The 21227-nt window shown below is 73.4% G+C and carries 18 protein-coding genes; 8 read left to right on the forward strand and 10 right to left on the reverse strand.

Translation table 11 applies throughout. From position 1 onward, the window contains the following. Positions 1-13: 13 nt before the first annotated feature. From ACFYXA_RS14390 to rsmH, 3 genes are read right to left on the reverse strand one after another with little or no spacing between them, the layout of a single operon-like run. Complete coding sequence (locus ACFYXA_RS14390) at positions 14-1975, reverse strand: peptidoglycan D,D-transpeptidase FtsI family protein (protein WP_389032365.1); 1962 nt, start codon at positions 1973-1975, stop codon at positions 14-16. 5 nt (positions 1976-1980) lie between these two features. Then, a complete protein-coding gene (locus ACFYXA_RS14395; RefSeq protein WP_389032368.1) occupies positions 1981-2469 on the reverse strand; it encodes a septum formation initiator family protein in 489 nt (162 codons plus the stop codon). A gap of 28 nt (positions 2470-2497) precedes the next feature. Beyond that, on the reverse strand, positions 2498-3502 hold the full coding sequence (rsmH, locus tag ACFYXA_RS14400) for a 16S rRNA (cytosine(1402)-N(4))-methyltransferase RsmH (protein ID WP_389032371.1): 1005 nt from the start codon (positions 3500-3502) through the stop codon (positions 2498-2500). Between the two features lie 363 nt (positions 3503-3865). Here rsmH and ACFYXA_RS14405 point away from each other — a divergent pair, with 363 nt between their 5' ends. The 4 genes from ACFYXA_RS14405 (at position 3866) to ACFYXA_RS14420 (ending at position 9600) form a co-directional block, all read left to right on the forward strand. After that, positions 3866-4507: a beta-class carbonic anhydrase gene (locus ACFYXA_RS14405; protein ID WP_389033385.1), complete on the forward strand. Its 642-nt coding sequence runs from the start codon at positions 3866-3868 to the stop codon at positions 4505-4507. Positions 4508-4679: 172 nt separating this feature from the next. Beyond that, positions 4680-5711 (forward strand): MoxR family ATPase, encoded by a 1032-nt coding sequence (locus tag ACFYXA_RS14410; RefSeq protein WP_352246306.1) that lies wholly within the window; start codon positions 4680-4682, stop codon positions 5709-5711. Next, positions 5711-7081: a DUF58 domain-containing protein gene (locus ACFYXA_RS14415; protein WP_389032375.1), complete on the forward strand. Its 1371-nt coding sequence runs from the start codon at positions 5711-5713 to the stop codon at positions 7079-7081. The genes ACFYXA_RS14410 and ACFYXA_RS14415 overlap by 1 nt, the downstream gene beginning before the upstream one ends. 2 nt (positions 7082-7083) lie before the next feature. Then, a complete protein-coding gene (locus ACFYXA_RS14420) occupies positions 7084-9600 on the forward strand; it encodes a DUF3488 and DUF4129 domain-containing transglutaminase family protein (protein ID WP_389033389.1) in 2517 nt (838 codons plus the stop codon). 129 nt (positions 9601-9729) lie between these two features. On the opposite strand, the gene ACFYXA_RS14425 is transcribed toward ACFYXA_RS14420, so the two are convergent. The 3 genes from ACFYXA_RS14425 to ACFYXA_RS14435 form a co-directional block, all read right to left on the reverse strand. After that, the gene (locus ACFYXA_RS14425; RefSeq protein WP_352246308.1) at positions 9730-10131 is read right to left on the reverse strand and encodes a DUF3040 domain-containing protein; all 402 of its coding nucleotides are present in this window, start codon (positions 10129-10131) and stop codon (positions 9730-9732) included. Between the two features lie 289 nt (positions 10132-10420). Beyond that, on the reverse strand, positions 10421-11242 hold the full coding sequence (locus tag ACFYXA_RS14430; protein WP_352246309.1) for a methyltransferase domain-containing protein: 822 nt from the start codon (positions 11240-11242) through the stop codon (positions 10421-10423). A gap of 219 nt (positions 11243-11461) precedes the next feature. Next, positions 11462-12061, reverse strand: a complete 600-nt coding sequence (locus ACFYXA_RS14435) for an SAV_6107 family HEPN domain-containing protein (RefSeq protein WP_389032379.1) — start codon at positions 12059-12061, stop codon at positions 11462-11464. A gap of 175 nt (positions 12062-12236) precedes the next feature. Between ACFYXA_RS14435 and ACFYXA_RS14440 the strand changes: the two genes are divergently transcribed. From ACFYXA_RS14440 to ACFYXA_RS14455, 4 genes are all read left to right on the forward strand, one after another. Continuing rightward, entirely contained in the window at positions 12237-13286 is a 1050-nt protein-coding gene (locus tag ACFYXA_RS14440; protein ID WP_389032382.1) for an ATP-binding cassette domain-containing protein, read from the forward strand. Further along, the gene (locus ACFYXA_RS14445) at positions 13258-15342 is read left to right on the forward strand and encodes a YhgE/Pip family protein (RefSeq protein ID WP_389032385.1); all 2085 of its coding nucleotides are present in this window, start codon (positions 13258-13260) and stop codon (positions 15340-15342) included. Before ACFYXA_RS14440 ends, ACFYXA_RS14445 begins: the two co-directional genes overlap by 29 nt. A 50-nt stretch (positions 15343-15392) precedes the next feature. Further along, entirely contained in the window at positions 15393-16019 is a 627-nt protein-coding gene (locus ACFYXA_RS14450; RefSeq protein WP_352246313.1) for a TetR/AcrR family transcriptional regulator, read from the forward strand. A 468-nt stretch (positions 16020-16487) separates the two neighbouring features. After that, complete coding sequence (locus tag ACFYXA_RS14455) at positions 16488-17993, forward strand: phytoene desaturase family protein (protein ID WP_389032389.1); 1506 nt, start codon at positions 16488-16490, stop codon at positions 17991-17993. 43 nt (positions 17994-18036) lie between these two features. Here the strand turns inward: ACFYXA_RS14455 and ACFYXA_RS14460 are convergent, their stop codons facing one another. The 4 genes from ACFYXA_RS14460 to ACFYXA_RS14475 form a co-directional block, all read right to left on the reverse strand. Beyond that, positions 18037-18993, reverse strand: coding sequence for a hypothetical protein (locus ACFYXA_RS14460; protein ID WP_389032392.1), 957 nt, complete (start codon positions 18991-18993; stop codon positions 18037-18039). Positions 18994-19048: 55 nt separating this feature from the next. Beyond that, positions 19049-19972 carry a methylenetetrahydrofolate reductase [NAD(P)H] gene (gene metF, locus ACFYXA_RS14465; RefSeq protein WP_389032395.1) on the reverse strand — a complete coding sequence of 308 codons (924 nt, stop codon included), beginning with the start codon at positions 19970-19972 and terminating at the stop codon, positions 19049-19051. 125 nt (positions 19973-20097) lie between these two features. Next, positions 20098-20745, reverse strand: coding sequence for a thiamine phosphate synthase (thiE, locus tag ACFYXA_RS14470; protein WP_389032398.1), 648 nt, complete (start codon positions 20743-20745; stop codon positions 20098-20100). 78 nt (positions 20746-20823) lie between these two features. Then, positions 20824-21189, reverse strand: a complete 366-nt coding sequence (locus ACFYXA_RS14475; protein WP_130437196.1) for an Rv2175c family DNA-binding protein — start codon at positions 21187-21189, stop codon at positions 20824-20826. Positions 21190-21227: the final 38 nt, after the last annotated feature.

The raw sequence follows: 21227 nt of genomic DNA on the forward strand, positions 1-21227 counted from the left end.
CTGGCTGTGGTGTTCACGGGGAGAAGGAGACGGGCAGCTTCGCGGGCTTCGCCCCGGTGGGCGGGATCTGGAGGGATTTCAGGGAGAACTCCATGACCTGCTTGAAGACGGGGCCGCAGATCTGACCGCCGAAGTAGCTTCCCTGGGTGGCGTTCTGGATGGCGCAGTACACGGTGACGCGGGGGGCGTCGGCGGGGGCGAATCCGGCGAACGACGAGGTGTAGCCGCGGTACTTGCCGGTGGCCGGATCCACGCGGTTGGCGGTGCCGGTCTTGCCCGCCACGCGGTAGCCGGGGATGCGCGCCTTGGCGCCGGTGCCCTCCTCGTCGTCCACGACCGACTCCAGCATCTGGGCGAGGGTCCTGGCCGTCTTCTGGCTCACCACGCGCTTCTTCTGCGGGGCGTCGGCCGGGGTGAAGCGCCCGTCGGGCCCCTTGGTGCCGCGTACGAGGCTCGGCTGGACGCGGACGCCGCCGTTGGCGATGGTCGAGTAGACGGAGGCCGCCTGAAGCGCGTTGACGGACATGCCCTGGCCGAAAGGGATCGTGTACTGCTGCGAGGTCGACCAGGCGCCGGGCGCCGCGAGGATGCCCCGCGTCTCGCCGGGGAAGCCGAGCCCGGTGGCGCGGCCGATGCCGAACTCGCGCAGGTAGGAGTGGAGGACCTTGTTGGCCTCGGCCTGCGTCCTGCCGAGCTGGCCGGTGGCCAGGATGGTGCCGATGTTGCTGGACTTGGCGAGCACGCCGTTGAGCGTGAGGTACCAGGTGGGGTGGTCGATGTCGTCCTGGAAGAGCCGGTCGCCGCGGTGCAGCCGGTTGGGCACGGTGACGTGGGTGAGCGGGGTGGCCGCGTTCTCCTCCAGGACGGCCGCCATCGACATCACCTTGGCGGTCGACCCGGGCTCGAAGGCGTCCTGGACGGCCGCGTTGCCGAGGGAATCGGGCCGGGCGTCGGACAGGTCGTTGGGGTCGAAGCCGGGCGAGTTGGCCATGGCCAGGATCTCGCCGGTGCGGGTGTCCTGGACGATGACGTAGCCGCGGTCCGCCCGGGACTTCTCCACCTGCTCGGTGATGGCGTTCTGCGCGGCCCACTGGATGTCGCGGTCGATCGTCAGCTCGACGTCGGAGCCGGGCACGGCGGGCGTCTCGGTGGAGCCCGCGGTGGGCACCTGGCGGCCGCCGGACTGGGCGTAGCGGATCTTGCCGTCCTTGCCGGAGAGCAGGGCGTTCAGCTGCTGTTCGACGCCTCCGCCGCCCTTGCCCTCGGCGTTGACCCAGCCCAGTATCCCCGCGGCGAGGCCGCCGTTGGGGTACACGCGCTTGCTGCTGGGCACGGAGAAGACGCCGGCGAGGACGTTGACGGTGGAGCGGTCGGTGTCCGACTTGGTGGCGAGCGCGGACTTCAGGTCCTTGATCTGCTTCCACACCTGCGGGGTCTGGCGCCCGGCCAGCTTGGTGTAGCGCACGTCGGGGTCCTCGGGCCGCAGCTTCTTCACCAGGTCCGACTGCTCCTGGCCGAGGATCGGCGCGAGGAGGGCGGCCGCCCGCTCGGGACCGTCGTCGATCTTCAGCTGGTCGCGGGCGAACATCGTCGGGTCGGCGGTGATGTCGTAGGCGTCCTCGCTGGTGGCGAGGGCGACGCCGGAGCGGTCGGTGATCTCGCCGCGCTCGGCGGTCAGCACCTGGCCGACGTACCGGTTGCGCTCGGCCTTGGCCGCGTAGGTGCTCGCGTCGACGGCCTGCACCTGGAGCAGCCGGACGACGAAGGCGGCCATCACGAGGGTGAGGGCGAGGCCGACCAGGCGCAGACGGGGGCGGGGGCTGCCGAGCCGGATGACCCGCGGGGCCGCCGGCCGGGACGCCGCCGGGCGGCGGGCGGGGCGGGCGCCGGGGCCGGGGCGCCGTGTCCCGGCCGCGGGGCGGGCGGGCCGGGCGGGGCCGGGCACGCGCCGGCGCGGCGGTTCCCTGTCGGACACTTCCGTCACCTGCCGTCGGTGGTGGGGGTGGCTGCGGTCGGGGTGTCGCCCGGCGCGGGGGCCGCCGGGGCGCCGGCCCCGATGACCTCGGGCGGGCGGACGGCCGCGGGGGCGTCCCGCGCGGAGGGCATGCCGGCGGGTGACGGGACGCCCTTCACGGTGCCGTCGGGGGCGAGGAAGGCGGGGTCCCCGCCGGGCACCATGCCGAGTTCGCGGGCGCGGCGCTGGAGGGCGTCCGGGGCGGAGTAGGAGTCGATGTCCCGCTGGAGCGCCTGTTCCTCGTCGGTGAGGCTCTTGGTGTCCTTCTGCAGGTCGTCCATCTTGAACGACCCTTCGCTGAGGGCGGAGTTCAGCACGAGCAGGCCGATGAGTCCGCCGCCGAGGAGCAGGACGACCAGGAGGACGAACGGGGTGCGGGCCGCCCGGCGCGGTCCGGCCGGGAAGAGGCGCGCGAGCCGGGCGGCCCTCCCCCTCAGCTCGGGTTCGCCGCTCACTCGCCCTCCCCCGGGCAGGTCGCGCCCCTCATTCGACGTCCTCCCTGATGCGCTCGGCCCCGCGCAGCCGCGCGGGCGCCGCCCGCCGGTTCTCGGCGATCTCTTCCTCGGTGGGAAGTTCGGCACCGCGCGTGAGCAGCTTGAGCCGGGGCTGGTAGCGCTCGGGGACGACCGGCAGTCCGGGCGGCGCGGTGGTGGCGGCTCCGGCCGCGAGCACCTGCTTGACGAGCCGGTCCTCGAGGGAGTGGTACGACAGCACGGCGATCCGGCCGCCCACGTCGAGGGCCTTCACGGCGGCCGGTACGGCCCTTTCCAGCACGGCGAGTTCGCCGTTGACCTCGATGCGCAGGGCCTGGAAGGTGCGCTTGGCCGGGTTGCCGCCGGTGCGCTTGGCGGCCTGCGGGAGCGCGGAGCGGATCAGGTCGACCAGGCGCGCGCTGTTGGTGAACGGTTGCTCGTCCCGTTCGCGGACGATCGCCGAGACGATCCGCTTGGCCTGCTTCTCCTCGCCGTACGCCCGCAGGATGCGCACGAGTTCGCCCGCCGGGTAGGTGTTGAGGACCTCGGCGGCGCTGACGCCGGCCGACTGGTCCATGCGCATGTCGAGCGGGGCGTCCTTGGCGTAGGCGAAACCCCGGTCCGCCTCGTCGAGTTGCATGGAGGACACGCCGAGGTCGAACAGGACGCCCTGCACGCGCGCGATGCCGAGCCGGGCGAGGACGGCGGGGAGTTCGTCGTAGACGGCGTGCACGAGCTCGGCGCGGTCACCGAAGGGGGCGAGGCGCTCGCCGGACAGGCGCAGGGCCTCCTTGTCCCGGTCGAGGGCGACGAGCCGCGCCTCGGGGAAGCGCGTCAGCAGGGCCTCGCTGTGGCCGCCGAGTCCGAGGGTGCAGTCGACGACGACGGCTCCGGGCTGCTCCAGGGCGGGGGCCAGCAGGTCCAGGCAGCGCTGGAGCATCACCGGGACGTGTCGGGCCTCGCCCTCCCGTCGCTCGGCACCGCCCTTGTTCGAATGCGCTTCGCGCCCCTGCACTGTGGGCCCTCTCAGATCCGGCGGGCCCGTACGCACCGCCGGGTCCCCGCCCGCTTGAAGAAGGCAGGCCCGCCGGCGCCGGAAGCGTCAGCCGACCGGGAGCGGGAGGAGGCCGAGCCGTACGTACGCGCCGCGCACGCGGGGAGATCTCCGGCGGCCGCGCCGGGGTCATCTCGGGGAATTCAGTCCAGCGGGGAGATCGCAGCCTCCCGCTTCGCGTCACTTTAGTCCACCCTGTGTCGCGGTCAATCAACCGGCCTGCGCGTCGCGGCTCCATGCGCGTATGAAGCGGCGCACCGCCCGAAACCACCCGTTCGGGTGGCCGCCTCTCACTCTTGTGGCTTACCTCACAAGTGCGGCGTGATGACGCTCTTTTTCCCTCCCCACCGCAGGACCGGAACGGCGGTGACCAGTAACGTCATACTCATGACGACTTCCGCATCCGTACCCGTCGAGTCCGCCGGCACCGCGGGCGGCGGCTCCGTGACCGACCGCCTCGTCGCGGCGAACGAGCGGTACGCCGCGGCGTTCGCCGACCCCGGCATGGACGCCCGGCCCGTGCTGCACGTCGCCGTGGTGGCCTGCATGGACGCCCGTCTCGACCTGCACGCCGCGCTCGGCCTGGAGCTCGGCGACTGCCACACGATCCGCAACGCGGGCGGCGTGGTGACCGACGACGTGATCCGCTCGCTCACGATCAGCCAGCACAAGCTGGGCACGCGCAGCGTGGTCCTCATCCACCACACCGGCTGCGGTCTGGAGGCGATCACCGAGGACTTCCGCTCCGAGCTGGAGATGGAGGTCGGCCAGCGTCCGTCCTGGGCCGTCGAGGCCTTCAAGGACGTCGACCAGGACGTACGGCAGTCGATGCAGCGGGTGCGGACCTCGCCGTTCCTCCTGCACACCGACGACGTCCGCGGGTTCGTGTTCGACGTCAAGACCGGTCTGCTGCGGGAGGTCGACCCCGAGCGGGAGGCCGACCCCGAGTCGGCACAAGAGGCCTGAGAGCTGACATACCGCTGTCAGTTGTCCACAGGCGAGTGACACGAAACGGTAACGGCGGCAAGAATGCGGTGATGGCATCACGCGAACGTTTTCCGCGTGGTGTCCGTATTCGGGGTGGGCCGTTGCGCGGGCAGAAGCGTCGGCCTGGAAAGAACGGGCCGAGGAGGGCCGGGTGACGACCTATGACGATCGAGCGAGCCTCACTGATCTGACCGCCACTGTGGAGCGTGTCCGCAGTTCGGTGGAGGGAGTGATCGAGGGCAAGCCCGAGGTCGTACGGCTTTCGCTGACCGTGCTGCTCGCCGAGGGACATCTTCTGATCGAGGATGTCCCCGGCGTGGGCAAGACGATGCTCGCCAAGGCGCTGGCGCGGTCGATCGACTGCTCGGTGCGGCGTATCCAGTTCACGCCCGACCTGCTGCCGTCGGACATCACGGGCGTGTCCATCTGGGACCAGCAGCACCACGTCTTCGAGTTCAAGCCGGGGGCGATCTTCGCGCAGATCGTGATCGGCGACGAGATCAACCGCGCCTCGCCGAAGACGCAGTCGGCGCTGCTGGAGTCGATGGAGGAGCGCCAGGTCACCAGCGACGGGCAGTCCTACGAGCTGCCCAGCCCGTTCATGGTGGTGGCCACGCAGAACCCGGTCGAGATGGAGGGCACCTACCCGCTGCCCGAGGCCCAGCGCGACCGCTTCATGGCCCGGGTCTCCATCGGCTACCCGAGCCCGGAGGCCGAGCTTCAGATGCTCGACATCCACGGCGGGGTGAACCCCCTGGACGACCTCCAGCCGGTGGCGCACGCGCACGAGATAGTGAAGCTGATCGAGGCGGTCCGCGCGGTGCACGTCGCGGAGGCGGTCCGGCGGTACGCGGTCGACCTGGTCGCCGCCACCCGCACGCACCCCGACCTCAGACTCGGGGCCTCGCCGCGCGCGACGCTCCATCTGCTGCGCGCGGCGAAGGCCTCCGCCGCTCTGAGCGGGCGCGACTACGCGCTGCCGGACGACGTGCAGAACCTCGCCGTGGCCGTTCTCGCCCACCGTCTGCTGCCCACCGCGCAGGCGCAGCTCAACCGGCGCACCTCGGAGCAGGTCGTCGAGGAGATCCTCCAGCGCACTCCCGTCCCGGCGGCCCCGCAGCAGCGCGGCTACGGCCTGGGCGCGGACGCGCAGTCGTACGGCCGGCCGCCGCGGGGGCTGTGATGGCCCACGGCGGGACGGGGCAGGCGGACACCGGCCGGGGGGAGAAGGGCGGCGGCGTCCGCACCGCCCTGGCCGGTCTGACCACCCGTGGCCGCTCCTTCCTCGCCGCCGGCGTCGCCGCCGCGATCTGCGCGTACGTCCTCGGGCAGCCCGACCTGCTGCGGGTGGGCCTGCTGCTGGCCGCGCTGCCGCTGGTGTGCGCCGCCGTCGTCCACCGCACCCGCTACCGGGTCGCCGGCAGCCGCCGGCTCGCCCCCGGCCGGGTGCCCGCCGGCAGCGAGGCCCGCGTCCATCTGCGGATGGACAACGTCTCCCGGCTGCCCACGGGCCTGCTGATGCTCCAGGACCGGGTGCCCTATGTGCTCGGTCCGCGCCCCCGGTTCGTGCTGGACCGGGTCGAGCCGGGCGGCCGCCGCGAGGTGTCCTACCGGGTCCGCTCCGATCTGCGCGGCCGCTATCCGCTGGGCCCGCTCCAGCTGCGGCTGAACGACCCGTTCGGGATGTGCGAGCTGACCCGCTCCTTCTCGACGTTCGACACGCTGACGGTCGTTCCCCGTGTGGAGGCGTTGCCCGCGGTCCGGCTGACCGGCGAGGCCAAGGGGTACGGCGACGGCCGGCAGCGTTCGCTGGCGCTGGCCGGCGAGGACGACGTGATCCCGCGCGAGTACCGCTACGGCGACGATCTGCGCCGCGTGCACTGGCGCTCCACGGCCCGCTACGGCGAGCTGATGGTGCGCCGCGAGGAGCAGCCCCAGCGGTCCCGCTGCACGGTGCTGCTCGACACCCGGGGGGCGGCCTTCCGGGGCGCCGGTCCCGACTCGGCGTTCGAGTGGGCGGTCTCGGGCTGCGCGTCGGTGCTGGTGCACATGCTGGAGCGGGGCTTCTCGGTGCGGCTGCTGACGGACACGGGCGCCTCGGTGCCCGGCGAGGGCGCCGACGGGTTCGCCGGGGCCAGCCAGGAGTCGGCGGACGCGGCCGGGCTGATGATGGACACCCTCGCGGTGGTCGACCACTCCGACGGCACGGGCCTGTCCCGGGCGTACGACGTGCTGCGCGGCGGCAACGAGGGGCTGCTGGTGGCCTTCTTCGGCGAACTCGACGAGGAGCAGGCCGCGGTGGCCGGGAGGATGCGCCAGCGCAGCGGCGGCGCGGTCGCGTTCCTGCTGGACGGCGACACGTGGGGGCGTGAACCGAACGAGGCCCCCGAAACGATGAACAGGACGAAGGAGCGGCTGCGGATGCTGCGCGAGGCGGGCTGGACGGCCGTGAGCGTGCCGCGGGGCGCTTCGCTGACCGAGTTGTGGCAGCGGGCGGACCAGGAGCGTTCCGGTGTCGTGACCGCGGGCCGGGCGAGCGGAGGGGAGGCGTGATGTTGAGCGGGCGGGCGCGACTGACGCTGTGCTCTGCGGCGGCCACGCTGATGGCCTCCCTCGCGATGATGCCCCTGGTCGAGCAGGCCTCGTGGGTCCTGCAGGCGGCGTTCCTGCTGGCGGTCCAGTCCGGGGTGGGCGCGGCGACGCGGCGGGTGCCGCTGGCCCGGCCGCTGACGGTGCTGGCGCAGGCGGTGGTGTCGCTGGTGCTGCTGACCCTGGTCTTCGCCCGGGAGCAGGCCATCGCCGGGCTGATCCCCGGCCCGCGGGCCGTCCAGCACTTCGCGGACCTGCTGCAGGCCGGCGCGGACGACGTGGGGCGGTTCGCGATACCGGCGCCGCTGTCCGAGGGCATCCGGCTGATGATGGTCGCCGGTGTGCTGGTGATCGGCCTGGCGGTGGACACCCTCGCGGTGACCTTCCGCAACGCCGCCCCGGCGGGTCTGCCGCTGCTGGCGCTGTACTCGGTCGCCGCGGGCCTGTCGGACGGGGTCGCGGACTGGCTGTGGTTCCTGGTGGCCGCCGCCGGCTATCTGATGCTGCTCCTGGCGGAGAGCCGGGAGCGGCTCTCGCAGTGGGGCCGGGTCTTCGGCGGCGCTCCGCGCACGCCCGGCGGGCCGTCCGGCCCGGTGGCGCCGCTGCGCACCGGGCGGCGTATCGGCGCGGTCGCCCTGGGCGTGGCGCTGGTGGTGCCGCTGCTGCCGCTGCCGGCGATCGGCGGCGGTCTGCTGGACGGCGCGCGCAACGGGGTGGGCGCGGGCAGCGGCGGCGGGGGCACGATCTCCGCGGTCAACCCGCTGGTGTCGCTGCGCGACAGCCTGAACCAGGACGAGGACCGCACGGTCCTGACCCTGCGCACCGACTCCGGCGACCTCTCGGACCTGTATCTGCGGATCGTCTCCCTGGACGACTTCGACGGCACCACGTGGAAGCCTTCGAAGCGCCAGATCGTCGCCGTCCCGGACGACTTCCCGACGCCGGCCGGGCTGAGCCCGGACGTCAGGCGCTCCCAGGTGACGACCCGGATCAGGGCCGCCGACTGGTACGCCCAGGACTGGCTGCCGATGCCGTACCCGCCGAGCGCCGTGAAGATCAGCGGGAACTGGCGGTACGAACCGGTCGGCATGACCCTGGTGGGCGACCACGGCCAGAACACGCGCGGCAAGACGTACGAGGTGACCAGCCTGGCGGTGCGGCCGACGGCGAAGCAGCTGGCCTCGGCCCCGGAGGCGGCCGGCTCGGTCAGGAGCGACTACACCGAGGTGCCGTCGTCGCTGCCGGCGTCGGTGGCGAAGACGGCGCTGCAGGTCACCCGGAGTGCGCGCAACGACTACGAGCGGGCGGTGGAGCTCCAAGACTGGTTCGCGGTCACGGGCGGCTTCGAGTACGACACCGAGGTGCAGGTCGGCAGCGGCAAGGACGCGATCTCCCGCTTCCTGCGGGACAAGCGGGGCTTCTGCGTGCACTACTCGTTCGCGATGGCGGCGATGGCCCGCACGCTGGGCATTCCGGCCCGGGTGGCGGTGGGCTTCGCGCCGGGCTCCCCGCAGACGGACGGTTCGGTGGCGGTGAGCCTGAAGGACGCGCACGCGTGGCCGGAGCTGTACTTCGAGGGCGTGGGCTGGACCCGTTTCGAGCCGACCCCGACGCGGGGGACGACGCCTGCGTACACGCTGCCGGAGAACACCGGTGACGCGATCGCGGAGCTGCCGCAGGCCTCTCGGTCGGCGAGCGCGGCGCCCTCGGCGCAGCCCTCGGCGAGCACCAGCTGCTCGGCGGCGGACAAGAAGGCCGAGGCCTGCCTGGGCGCGCTGCCGCTGGACGAGGCCGAGCAGGGCGGCGGCGGGCTGCCGTGGTACGAGATCGGGGGCTGGACCCTGCTGGGGGCCGCGGTGCTGTTGCTGGCGCTGCTGCCGATGCTGTGGCGGATGAGACGGCGGTCGGTGCGGCTGGCGTCGGCCCAGCACACCGGCGCCGCGGGCGCCGCCGCGGGCGGGGTCGACGGGGGTGCTGGGCGGGCCGGCGCCGACGGCCCGGACGCGGCCGTTCCCGGTCCGGGGGTGGTGGTGGACGTGCCGGTGCGGGAGACCGCGGAGGCGGCCGTCGCCCATGTCCTGGCGGTGTGGCGGGAGCTCACCGACACGGCCTGGGACTACGGCATCACGCCGGACGACGCGCTGACGCCCCGGCGGGCGGCCGCGCGGATCGTCCGCCTGGGCGAGCTCGACGACACGGTGGCCGCGTCGGTGCACCGGGTGGCGGGCGCGGTGGAGCAGGTGCTGTACGCGCCCCGGCCCCGGGCGGAGGCCGGCCTGGCCGACGAGGTGCGGCGGGTGCGGGCGGCCCTGCGGTCGCGGGTCGGGCGGCGCACCCGGGTGCGCGCGGTCCTCGCGCCGCGCTCCGCGGTCCGGGCCGTCTGGGATCTCGCCGACCGCTGGACGGCTCTGAGGACGGCCTGGGCGGCCCGCCTGGCGACGCTGCTGCGCCGGCCGTCGGGAGAGCAGGGCCAGAGCGTCTGATCCGGGCACGAGTGAGGGGGCGACCACCTTGTCGGGTGGTCGCCCCCTCGTCGATGTCTCTCGTCGATGTCCGGTGCCCTGTGTCGGCCAGGCGCTGCGGGGCCGGCTGTCAGGAGCGTGAGGCCGGTATCAGTGGCCGTGTCCGCCTTGCTCGTCGCGGCGGCGCTGCCAGCGCTGTTCGATCCGGTCCATCATGGAGCGCTTGGGCCGTCCCTGACCACGTGGGTGGGCGGCGGCGCCGGCGGGCTGTTCGCCCGGCTTGGGGGCCTTGCGCCAGCCGGTCACGGCGAGCACCGCACACCCGAGCATGACAAGGAAGCCCATCACGCTGAGCCAGACCTGCTTGGCGACCATACCGGCCATGAGGAGCGCGATTCCCACGAGGAAGCCGGCGACTGCCTGGTAGACCCGCCGCCGGGTGTACGTACGCAGCCCGCTTCCCTCGAGCGCCGACGCGAACTTGGGATCTTCGGCGTACAGCGCTCGCTCCATCTGCTCGAGCATGCGCTGCTCGTGCTCCGAGAGCGGCACGGAGTCCTCCTCATCGTGCAGTCGCCGGGGCGACCCGGGGGGTCCCTTCAGGATAGGCAGGGAATCGCCCCCGTGAAACCCGCCCCTCTGCGCCAATTGGCCAACCGGAGCCCGCCATGGGCGTCCCGGACTCGCTGGGGGTTCCATTCCCCAGCGGCCGACCCGTCATGCCGGGCGGTCTCCCTCGATCATACGGCGCACAGCGCCCGAACGGGGGGCCTGTGGCGTACTCCATGTGCGGCCAAGCCGCTGATCAGCGTGCGCCTGGGCGGGTCACCCCACCGGTCACTCAGGCCTCTTCGGCCCCTCGGGTCTCGCCGAGGACGTGGAGCTGGGTCGCCACGGAGTGGAAGGCGGGTAGCTCGGCGGCGGCCTCCTCCAGCTTCAGCAGCGCTTCCAGGGCGCCGGGCTCGGTGTCCACGAGGACGCCGGGCACGAGGTCGGCGAAGACCCGCACGCCGTGCACCGCGGCGACGGCGAGGCCGGCGCCCTCGACCAGGCCGGTGAGCTGTTCGGCGGTGAAGCGGTGCGGCACGGGGTCGCTCTCGCCCCAGCGGCCGGCCGGGTCGGTGAGCGCCTGCCGGGCCTCCGTGAAGTGACCGGCGAGGGCGCGCGCGAGCACGGCTCCGCCGAGGCCGGCGGCGAGCAGGCTGAGCACGCCCTCGGAGCGCAGCGCGGCCACCGCGTTGCGGACGCCCTCGGCCGGGTCGTCGACGTACTCCAGGACGCCGTGGCACAGGACGGCGTCGTAGGCGCCGCGTTCGACGACGTCGAAAAGGCCGTGCGCGTCGCCCTGGACGCCGCGGACGCGGTCGGCGACGCCTGCCTCCGCGGCGCGGCGCTCCAGCGCGAACAGCGCGTTGGGGCTGGGATCGACGACGGTGACCCGGTGCCCGAGCCGGGCCACGAGCACGGCGAACTGGCCGCTGCCGCCCCCGGTGTCCAGGACGTCCAGCGACTCCCGCCCGGTGGCCTTGACCAGGCGGTCCAGGGCGTCCTGGAGGACGTCCCGGACGACGGCGGTGCGGAGAGCGGCGCGGGGGCGGGAGTCGGAGCGCGGCGACGTCGTCTCCGGGCGGTGAGGGGCGGGAGGGCGCATCGGGTCCGACACGGCAGTTGACTCCTCGGCGCGGCACCGCCTCTTGCACGGCGGAGCGAACGGGGCGCCTTCCCGGCCCTGGTCGAGGGGGAAGGCTTCAGGCGTCCTCCACCCTATTGCCTCGCGGCGCTCGCCTCAGCGCCGCACCTGGTCGCCGCGACGCCAGGGGCACCGGGGTGACCAGGTGTCGCCGGGGTGCCGGGTGTCGCCGGGGTGCCAGGGGCCGCCGTCTCATCCGGCGTCCGGCATGTCCCGGCCCTCCCCCGGGGCGTCGTGCGTCTGCGTGCCGGGGCGGGGCGGCGGGGCTTCGCGGTGCTGCGGTCCGTCCTGGCGGGGCTGGGGCAGGGCCGGCTGGAGGACCAGCATGCGTTCGACGATGCGGAGGAACATCGCCACGTCCCTGATGAGGTCGTCGGCGTCCCTGCGGCCGGCCGCGCCCTGGATGCCGGCCTCGGCCCGGGCGCGGCGGCGGGCCCCGGAGGCGAAGAGCGCGCTCCACTCGGTGAGTTCGGGCGCTATCTCGGGGAGCACTTCCCATGCGCTCCGGATGCGGGCCCGGCGCTTGGGCGAGGTCTCGGGCCGGCCGCGCGCGGCGAGCACGGCGGCGGCGGTGCGCAGGGCGGCGAGGTGGGCCGTGGCATAGCGCTCGTTGGGGGTCTCGAGGACGGCGGCCTCATCCAGTCCGGCGCGGGCCTGGGCGAGCAGGTCGAGGGCGGCGGGCGGGGCGGTGGTCCGGCGCAGCACGGGGTGCACGTCGCTCGCCGGTCCGGTCAGTGAGGGGGCAGGGCCGAAGGCGCGGCGCCGGTGGGCGGCTGCGGGGTTGCCGGCCATGACGAACCTCCTGTCGTCTGTGTGACGGCACGGCCCGATACGGGGTGCCGTATGTGCCCATCGTGGGGTATGGCACTGACAATCCGTTCTGACCTGCGCTTTTGCTTCGAGCGAAGGTTCGCGTTAGTTTTTGCACTGACCAGTCAGTTCAAATTGGTGGGACACAGGGGGAACTGTGGACGGAGTCGGTGTCACGGCCGACGGCCTCGGGCTCCGCGGGCCTCGCGGGTGGGCGTTCCGCGGCGTCGGCTTCCGGGCGGAGCCGGGCTCGCTGATCGTGATCGAGGGACCGTCGGGGTCCGGCCGGACGAGCCTGCTGCTCGCGCTCACCGGCCGGATGAAGGCCACGGAGGGCACGGCGACGGTGGGCACGGCACGGCTGCCCAAACAGGCGGCCGCGGCCCGCAAGGTCAGCGCCCTGGCCCATGTCGCCGGGCTCACCGACCTGGAACCGGCCCTCACCGTCGGCGAGCACCTGCGCGAACGGGCGCTGCTGGAGCGGCGGTTCTCCGGTTCCGTACGGCAACTGCTGCGCCCGCGCGCGGAGAAGGCCGCCGAGCTGGACGCGCGCGTGGACGACGCGCTCGCCGCCGCCGGGCTCGACCTGGAGTCGCTGCCCAAGGGCGCGCGGACGGCCGTTCGCGATCTGGAACGGCTGGAGGCGCTGCGGCTGTCGGTGGCGCTGGCCCTCGTCGGCCGGCCGGGGCTGCTCGGCGTGGACGACGCCGACCTGAAGCTGTCCGAGGGGGAACGCGCCGACGTGCGCGCGCTGTTCGCGTCCCTCACCGCGGCCGGGACGACGGTCGTGGCGGTGTGCGGCGAGGCCCCCGAGGACGCGGTCCGGGTGACGACGTCCGACCAGGACGGCGAGGCCGGCGCGACCGACCTGACCGGGGCGGCCGGGGCGACCGGGGCGGGGAACCCGGAACCGGCCGCGGCTCCCGAGGCGGAAGGCGACACGGACGCCGCCGAGGACGGGCAGGGGAAAGACGGGAAGGCCGGGGAAGACGGGGAAGCCCCCGGGAACGCGGCCGAGGCGGCGGACGCGGCGGACACGGACACGGACACCGGCGCGACCGAGGCGACGGCCGGAGACACACCCGCCGGCGCCCGAGACGACGCACCGAAGACAGACGACCCGAAGACCGACCCGAAGACCGACGACCGGAACACCGGCTACAAGGAGGACCCGGCGGATGCGCTCCCCGAAACTGGCCGCGCTTGAGCTGCGCCGCTTCGGCCGGGGGCGCCTCCCCCGCGCCGCACTGGTCGCCCTCCTGCTGCTGCCCCTGCTCTACGGCGCGCTGTACCTGTGGTCCTTCTGGGACCCCTACGGGCGCCTCGACCGCATCCCCGTCGCGTTGGTCAACGACGACCGGGGGGCGAACGTCGGCGGCAAGAGGCTCACCGCGGGCGACGACATCACCGAGAGGCTGCGGGACAGCGCGACCTTCGAGTGGCACGAGGTGAGCGCCGCGCAGGCACGCGCGGGCGTGGAGGACGGGACCTACTACCTGTCGCTGACCATGCCGGCCGACTTCAGCCGGCGGATCGCCTCCAGCTCCGGCGAGACCCCCGAGACGAGCGCCCTCCAGGTCCGCACGAACGACGCGAACAACTACATCGTCGGCCAGATCTCGCGGACGGTCTTCAGCGAGGTGCGCACGGCCGCCTCGACGAAGGCCTCGCGCTCGTTCCTCGACAAGATCTTCATCTCGTTCTCCGACATCCACGGCAAGACCGAGGAGGCCGCCGACGGGGCCGACAAGCTGACCGGCGGCATCGACAAGGCCGAGAAGGGCTCCAAGGACCTCGCCGACGGGCTGAAGAACGCCAAGACGGGCAGCGACAAGCTGGCCAAGGCGCTGACGAAGCTCGACAAGGGCGCCGGCGACCTGGCGGACGGGTCGCGCAAGGTCGCGGACGGCACGCAGACCCTGGCCGACAAGGTCAACGGCATCGACGCCAAGGTGGGGCCGTACGTCGCGAAGAACGAGAAGACCATCGGGGACACCGCGCAACTCGTCGCGGACTCCGCCCAGGTGGTCGGCAACCACCTCGCCACGCTGGTGAAGTCCGCCCCGATCGCCGCCAAGGGCGCTCACACGGCCGCCGACACGCTGGCCGGCGTCTACACGGCACGCTGCGAGACCCCGGTGCTGCCCGACCCGGCCTGCGCCGACCTGAAGAAGGCCAGGGACGCGGCCGCGGACGTCGTGCTGATCGCCGACGACGTCAACACGCTCGTCGCCGACCAGAACGGCGACCTCAAGACGCTCCGCGCGAACCTCGCCCTCCTGCAGAAGCAGTCGCAGGCCCTCGCCGACCGCGCCCCGAACCTGTCCGAGGACCTCACCGACGCGGTGTCCAGGATCAACGAGCTGAACAAGGGGGCCGGGAAGGTCGCCGCCGGCGCGCAGAAGCTGCACACCGGGCTCGGCGCCGCCGACACCGGCGCGGGTAACCTCGACAAGGGCGTCGGCAAGCTGAAGACCGGGGCGGACGACCTCAACGGCGGCATCTTCAAGCTGGTCGACGGCTCGGGGAAGCTCGCCGGCGGACTGCACGACGGCGCCGAGCGGATCCCCGACTACGACGAACCGGCCCGCGACGCGCGCACCGCCGTCATGGCGGACCCGGTGCGGCTCGCCAACCAGGACCTGCACAAGGCGCCCAACTACGGCACCGGGTTCGCCCCGTACTTCATCCCGCTGTCCCTGTGGGTGGGCGCGATGGTGGCGTACATGCTGATCGCGCCGATGAACCGGCGGGCGCTCGCCGCCGGCGCCTCGGCGTGGCGGATCGCGCTGGCGGGCTGGCTGCCGGTGGTGGCGATCGGCGTGCTGCAGACGACCGCGCTGATGGCGGTGCTGCACTGGGCGGTCGGCCTGCGGATGGAGCGGGCCGCCGGGACGGTGGGCTTCCTCTTCCTGGTGACGGCGTGCTTCGCGGCGCTGATCCAGTGGCTCAACGCCCGCTTCGGCGCGGCCGGCCGCATACTCGTGCTCGCGCTGCTGATGCTCCAGCTGACGTCGGCGGGCGGCACGTACCCGGTGCAGACCAGTCCCGGCTTCTTCAACGCGATCCACCCCTACCTGCCGATGAGCCACGTCGTGGACGCGCTGCGCCGGCTCATCACGGGCGGCGGCCTGGAACCGGTGTGGCACGCGTGCGTGGTGCTCGTCGCGTTCACCGCGGGCGCGCTCGCGCTGACCGCGCTGTCCGCGAGGCGGCGCCAGGTGTGGACGCTGGACCGCCTGCACCCGGAGCTGAGCCTGTGAGCACGCGATCCCGCCCTCCGGCGAGCCGGGCACCTGTGACAATCAGGGGCATGGAAAGCACCACCACGCCGGGCGGCCGCACCCGCCGCGAGGCCACCCGGCAGAAGCTCTACGAGGCTGCCGTCACCCTCATCGCCGAACAGGGCTTCTCCGCCACCACGGTGGACGAGATCGCCGAGCGGGCCGGGGTCGCCAAGGGCACGGTCTACTACAACTTCGCGAGCAAGTCGGTCCTCTTCGAGGAGCTGCTGCGGCACGGGGTGGGCCTGCTCACCGCCTCGCTGCGGGAGGCCGCCGAGCGCACCGCGCGGGAGGGCGGCAGCCGGGTCGACGCGCTGGACGCGATGATCCGCGCGGGCCTCGTCTTCATCGACCGCTATCCGGCGTTCACGCAGCTCTACGTGGCCGAGCTGTGGCGCACCAACCGGGCGTGGCAGTCCACGCTGATGGTGGTGCGGCAGGAGGCGGTGGCCGTCGTCGAGGAGGTGCTGCGGGAGGGCATCGAGGGCGGGGAGTTCAGCGAGGAGATCGATGTGCAGCTGACCGCGGCCGCGCTGGTGGGCATGGTCCTGGTGGCCGCGCTGGACTGGCAGTCCTTCCAGCCGGAACGCTCGCTGGACGACGTCCACGCGGCGCTGTCCCGGCTGCTCCAGGGGCGGGTCAGCGGACGCCCTTAGGGCGGCCGGTTCCCGGGGCGCCTTCCCGTGCGCCCTGGGGATGAGCACTCATGGCTGAGTACGCGTACCTAGTGGCGGAGATGAGTACGCGCGCGGATGGGTGCGGGTCCACGGGGACGGGAGAGTGAAGACACGGGAAGGGGCACGGCACCGGCACCGCCGACACGGGGCGGCGGAACGGCGCCGGTCCTGGACCGCTCCTTCCGCCGGCCGGGTCGGCGGGAGCGAGGCACGGGGGGACCCGGGGGAACGACCGAACGGGGGAACGGGGGAACGGGGGAAGCACGAGGAAGCGCCGGTGCGCGGTGGCCCACGGGGGATGTGGCCACCACGCACCGGCGCTTCCGTGCGACGCCCGGCGACCCGGCGGCGGCGCCGGCGACCCGGCGGCGGCGCCGGCGTCCCGTTCCGGCCCGATGGAACGGGCCGGGGCCGTCACTGTCAGTCGCGGCCGATAAAGTCGCGGGCATGGCACGGATTGCGGTGATCGGCGCTGGGATGGGCGCGCTCGCGGCCGCCGCCCGGCTGGCCGTGGCAGGTCACCGGGTGGTGGTGTACGAGCGTACGGAGACGTACGGCGGTGCGGTGCGCCGCTTCGAACGGGACGGGTTCGCCTTCGACACCGGGCCCGGTCTGCTGCCGCTGCCCGCGGTCTGGCGCGACCTGTTCCTCAAGACGGGCAAGGAGCCGCTGGAGGATCGCGTCGAGCTCGTGCAGGTCGACCCGTCCGCACGCCATGTGTTCGCGGACGGCGTCGAGGTCGCCCTGCCGAACGCCTCGCGCGCGGGAGTCGTCGCCGCCCTGGAGGAGTCGCTCGGGGCGGGCGCCGGGAAGCGCTGGGGCGACTTCCTCGTCCGGGCCCGGGAGGCCTGGGACCGCACCCGCCGGCCGCTCCTGGAGGAGCCGCTGTGGGCGGACTGGTCGGTGCTGGGCGAGCGGGAGCCCTACCCCTCGGTCCCGCACAAGCGACTGCTGCGCACCCGGCGGGCCGGCACCCTGGCCGAGGTCGGCGCCTGGGAGCTGCGCGACGACCGGCTCGCCGCGCTGCTGGAGAGCCACGCGCTCGCGTACGGCCTGGATCCGCGCGTCACCCCGGCGAGCGCGGCCGTGCTGCCGTACATGGAGCACGCGTTCGGGATGTGGTACGTGCGCGGCGGGATGCGTGAGCTGGCCCGCGCGGTGTACGAGCGGTGCGTGGCCCGCCGGGTCGAGTTCGTCTTCGGCGCCGAGGTGACACGGGTGCTGGAGAAGGACGGCCGGGCGGCGGGCGTGGAGTTCACGGGCGGCACCGGTTCCGGGGCGTCCGGCTTGGGGGAAGGCACGGTCGCGGAGGCCGACTTCGTCCTCGCTCCGGGAGGGTTCCCGGGGCTCGCGCCGCGCGCCGACGGCGAGGTGGTGCCGCAGACGGGCCTGCCGAGCCGTCTGACCGTGCTGCTGGCCCTGCGGGGCGGCCGTCCGGAGGGTGCCGCCCATCGGACGGTGGTGCACACCGACGACCGCCAGGGCGAGTTGGAGAGCCTCTTCGGTGCGGCGGCGGGGAGGCCGGCGCGCCCGACGGTCACGGTGCTGCGGCCCGGCGACCCGGCTCTGGTGCCGGACTCCGGCCATGAGGCGGTCGCCGTCAGCTGTGTGGTGCCCGCGGGGGCGGATGTGCCGGCCGACGCCGTCGAGCGGTTGATCGACGCCGCCGGGCGGGCCGTCCCCGGGCTGCGGGACCGCCTGCTGTGGAGCGAGGTGCGCACGCCCGCCGACATCGCGGACGAGACAGGCGCCGCGGGCGGCGCCGTCCCGGCGCCGGCGCTGGCCGCGGCCGGGGGGCGGCTGCTGCACCCGTCCAACTCCACCGGTGTGGAGGGCCTGTTCACCGTGGGCGGCTGGTCGCACCCGGGCGGTGGGCTGCCGCACGCCGGCATGTCGGGTGCGCTGGTGTCCGGACTGATCGTGGAGGGGCCCCAGTTCCGCGGCTCGCAGTGAGCGGGACGCGCGGGCGCCGGAAGGTGAGCGGTCCGCGCGGGCGTCAGTACCGGTACTGCTGCTCGTCGTAGCCGTTCCCCTGCTGCCTGCCGTCGCCCTGGTAGGGGTAGTGCTGGTCGGACGGCAGGTCGCCGCCCAGGGAGTCGTCGCTGCGCTGCTGCGGGACCCACACACCGCCGGAGGGGGTCTCCCCGTAGCCGCCGGAGCCGTACTGGTCGTGGCCGTAGCCCTGCTGACCGTACTGCTGCTGGCCGTACCCGGTGTCGTACGACCCCGAGCCGTAGGTCTGGGTGCCGATGTACGGGTCGGAGTAGGCGGCGTACTGCTGTTCGCCGGCGGGGTCGTAGCCGTACTGCTGCTGCCCGTACCCGGAGTAGCCGTCGTGGCCGTAGCCCTGGTCGGCGGTCTGGGCGGCCGTCGCGTACTGGTCCTGAGGCTGGGTGGCGGCCGCGTAGGCGGAGTCGCTGTAGACGCCGTAGGAGCCGGTGTCGTCGGGCAGGGGCTGCATCTCGTAGACGGCGTTGGACCCGGCGGCGCCGCGGGCGGCCGGGGTGAAGACGTCGTCGTGGTCGTCGTCGTAGGAGTCCGTGTCGCGGCCGTAGGACATGCGGTCCCCGCTGAAGGCGGCGTCGGCGTCGTGGCCGTGGGAGTCGGCGTCCTCCTCGGCCGTCTCCAGGCCGGAGACCTGAAGGACGGGGTCCTTGCGCTCGGCCCGGCCCCGGCGGCCCTTGACGGCCTCCGCGCCGGGGCGGCTGACGGCCCAGCCGGCGGAGAAGCCGCGGCGGAACGACAGCGTCACATAGGTCTGGCCGACCGCGAACGCGGCGGCGCCCAGACCGATGACGATGACGTTGGGCATCAGCACGCCCAGCACCACGCCGAGGAAGCCGGCGAACGCCAGCAACCGGTAGCGCAGGCGTGCCTTGTACTGAAGCAGCACCTCGCCGAGCAGCCACAGCGCGACGACGCCGAACGCGATGTAGAGGACCGTCCAGCCCATGTACGCCCCTCTCCCAGTGGCCGCACGCAGTGTGACGTATCACGGTGCGGCAGGTCTAGGCCTGCGGCGGGTGGTGCAGACCCAGGTTCTCGTAGATTTCCAGCGTCGCCGTGGAGTTGTTGAGCGTGATGAAGTGCAGTCCGGGCACTCCCTCGGCGAGAAGCCGAGCGCAGAACTCCGTGGCGAAGTCGATGCCAATGGAGCGTACAGCGGCCGGATCGTCTTTGGCTGTGAGGATGCGCTCTTTCAGCTCGGCCGGGAAGTGGGCGTTGCTGAGCTGGGGCAGCCTCTCCAGCATTTTCACACTCGTCACCGGGAGGATCTCGGGGATCACCGGGGTCGGGCAGCCGGCCGCCGCCACCCGGTCGCGCAGCCGCAGGTAGGACTCGGGCTGGAAGAACATCTGCGTGATGGCGTAGTCGGCGCCGGCCCGGCACTTGTCGACGAAGTGCGCGACGTCCTTGTCCCAGTCGCTGGAGCGCGGGTGCATCTCGGGGAACGCGGCGACGCCGACGCAGAAGTCGCCCGACTCCTTGATGAGTTGGACGAGTTCGGCGGCGTAGGTCAGGCCGCTCGGGTGCGGCACCCACTCCCCCATGGGGTCGCCGGGCGGGTCGCCGCGCACGGCGAGCATGTTGCGGATCCCGGCGTCGGCGTACTGGCCGATGATGTTGCGCAGTTCGGCGACGGAGTGGTCCACCGCCGTGAGGTGCGCAACCGGGGTGAGGGTGGTGTCGACGACGATCTGCTGCGTCTCCTTGACCGTGGTCGCCCGGGTGGAACCGCCGGCGCCGTACGTCACCGACACGAAGTCCGGGGCGACCGCCTCGACCCTGCGGAGGGCGTTCCACAGACTGCGCTCGCCCTTGGGCGTCTTCGGCGCGTAGAACTCGAACGAGTAGGTCGTCTTGCCGGTGGCCAGGATGTCGCGCACGGTACGGGCGCGGTCGGTCCTGGTGGATGCGGTTCCGAGGGCCATACCCGCAGGTTAGTCAGGGCACGGCGGTGTCCCAACCAGATCCCGTAAATTTGCCCGATTTGCCGGACTGCTGTCCGCCCTTTGGACAGTCGGCCGGTCACTGCCGGACAGCGACCGGCCGGAAATCACGCCTTCCGCAGCCGCTCGGCGAACTCCGCCGCCGCGGCCCCGGGGTCGTCCGCCTCGGTGATCGCGCGCACGACGACGACCCGGCGGGCGCCGGCGTCCAGCACCTCGTCGAGGCGGGTGAGGTCGATGCCGCCGATGGCGAACCAGGGGCGGTCCGTGCCGAGGGCGGCGGTGTGGCGGACCAGGTCGAGGCCGGGTGCGTGGCGGCCGGGCTTGGTGGGGGTGGGCCAGCACGGGCCGGTGCAGAAGTAGTCCACGCCGTCCTGGACGGCGGCGGCCCGGGCCTCCGCCTCGGAGTGCGTGGAGCGGCCGACGAGGACGTCGCCGCCGAGGATCGCCCGGGCCGCGGGGACCGGCAGGTCGCCCTGGCCGAGGTGGAGGACGTCGGCGCCGGCGGCGTGGGCGACGTCCGCGCGGTCGTTGACCGCGAGCAGCCTGCCGTGCCGGGCGCAGGCGTCGGCGAACACCTCCAGGTGCTCCAGCTCCTCGGCCGCCTCCATCCCCTTGTCCCGCAGCTGGACGATGTCGACGCCGGCGGCGAGGACCGCGTCCAGGAACTCCGGGAGGTCGCCCTGGCGCTTGCGGGCGTCCGTGCACAGATAGAGACGGGCGTCGGCGAGGCGGGCGCGGGCGGTGTCGGGCATGCGTGGGTCCCCCCGTGGGCGGCGCCTGCGGGGGCCCGTAAGCCCCCGCGGGCCGGTCGGTCGTCCGGAACGTGCTGGTCAGACGGCGAGCGCCTGGGCGCGGCGCTTCACCTCCGTGCCGCGATTCTCGCTCAGGGCCTGGGCCGGCGTGCCGGGCAGGCTCTCGTCGGGGGTGAAGAGCCACTCCAGCATCTCTTCGTCCGTGAAGCCGTCGTCCCGCAGCAGCGTCAGGGTGCCCACGAGGCCCTTGACGACCTTGTCGCCGTCGATGAAGGCGGCGGGGACGTGCAGCGCGCGGTTCTCGCCGCGGCGCACGGCGATGAGCTGGCCCTCCTTGACCAGCTGCCGCACACGTGTCACCTCGACGTCGAGCATCTCTGCGATGTCGGGCAGGGTGAGCCAGGCGGGGACGAGAGCATCGATCTTTGCGTCAATCTCGGTCACGGGGTCAAGGGTAGGCGCTCGGGCCGGGTGGCCGCGAT

Origin of the sequence: Streptomyces sp. NPDC002566 (genome assembly GCF_042889585.1) — a bacterium.
Taxonomy (GTDB): Bacteria; Actinomycetota; Actinomycetes; order Streptomycetales; family Streptomycetaceae; genus Streptomyces.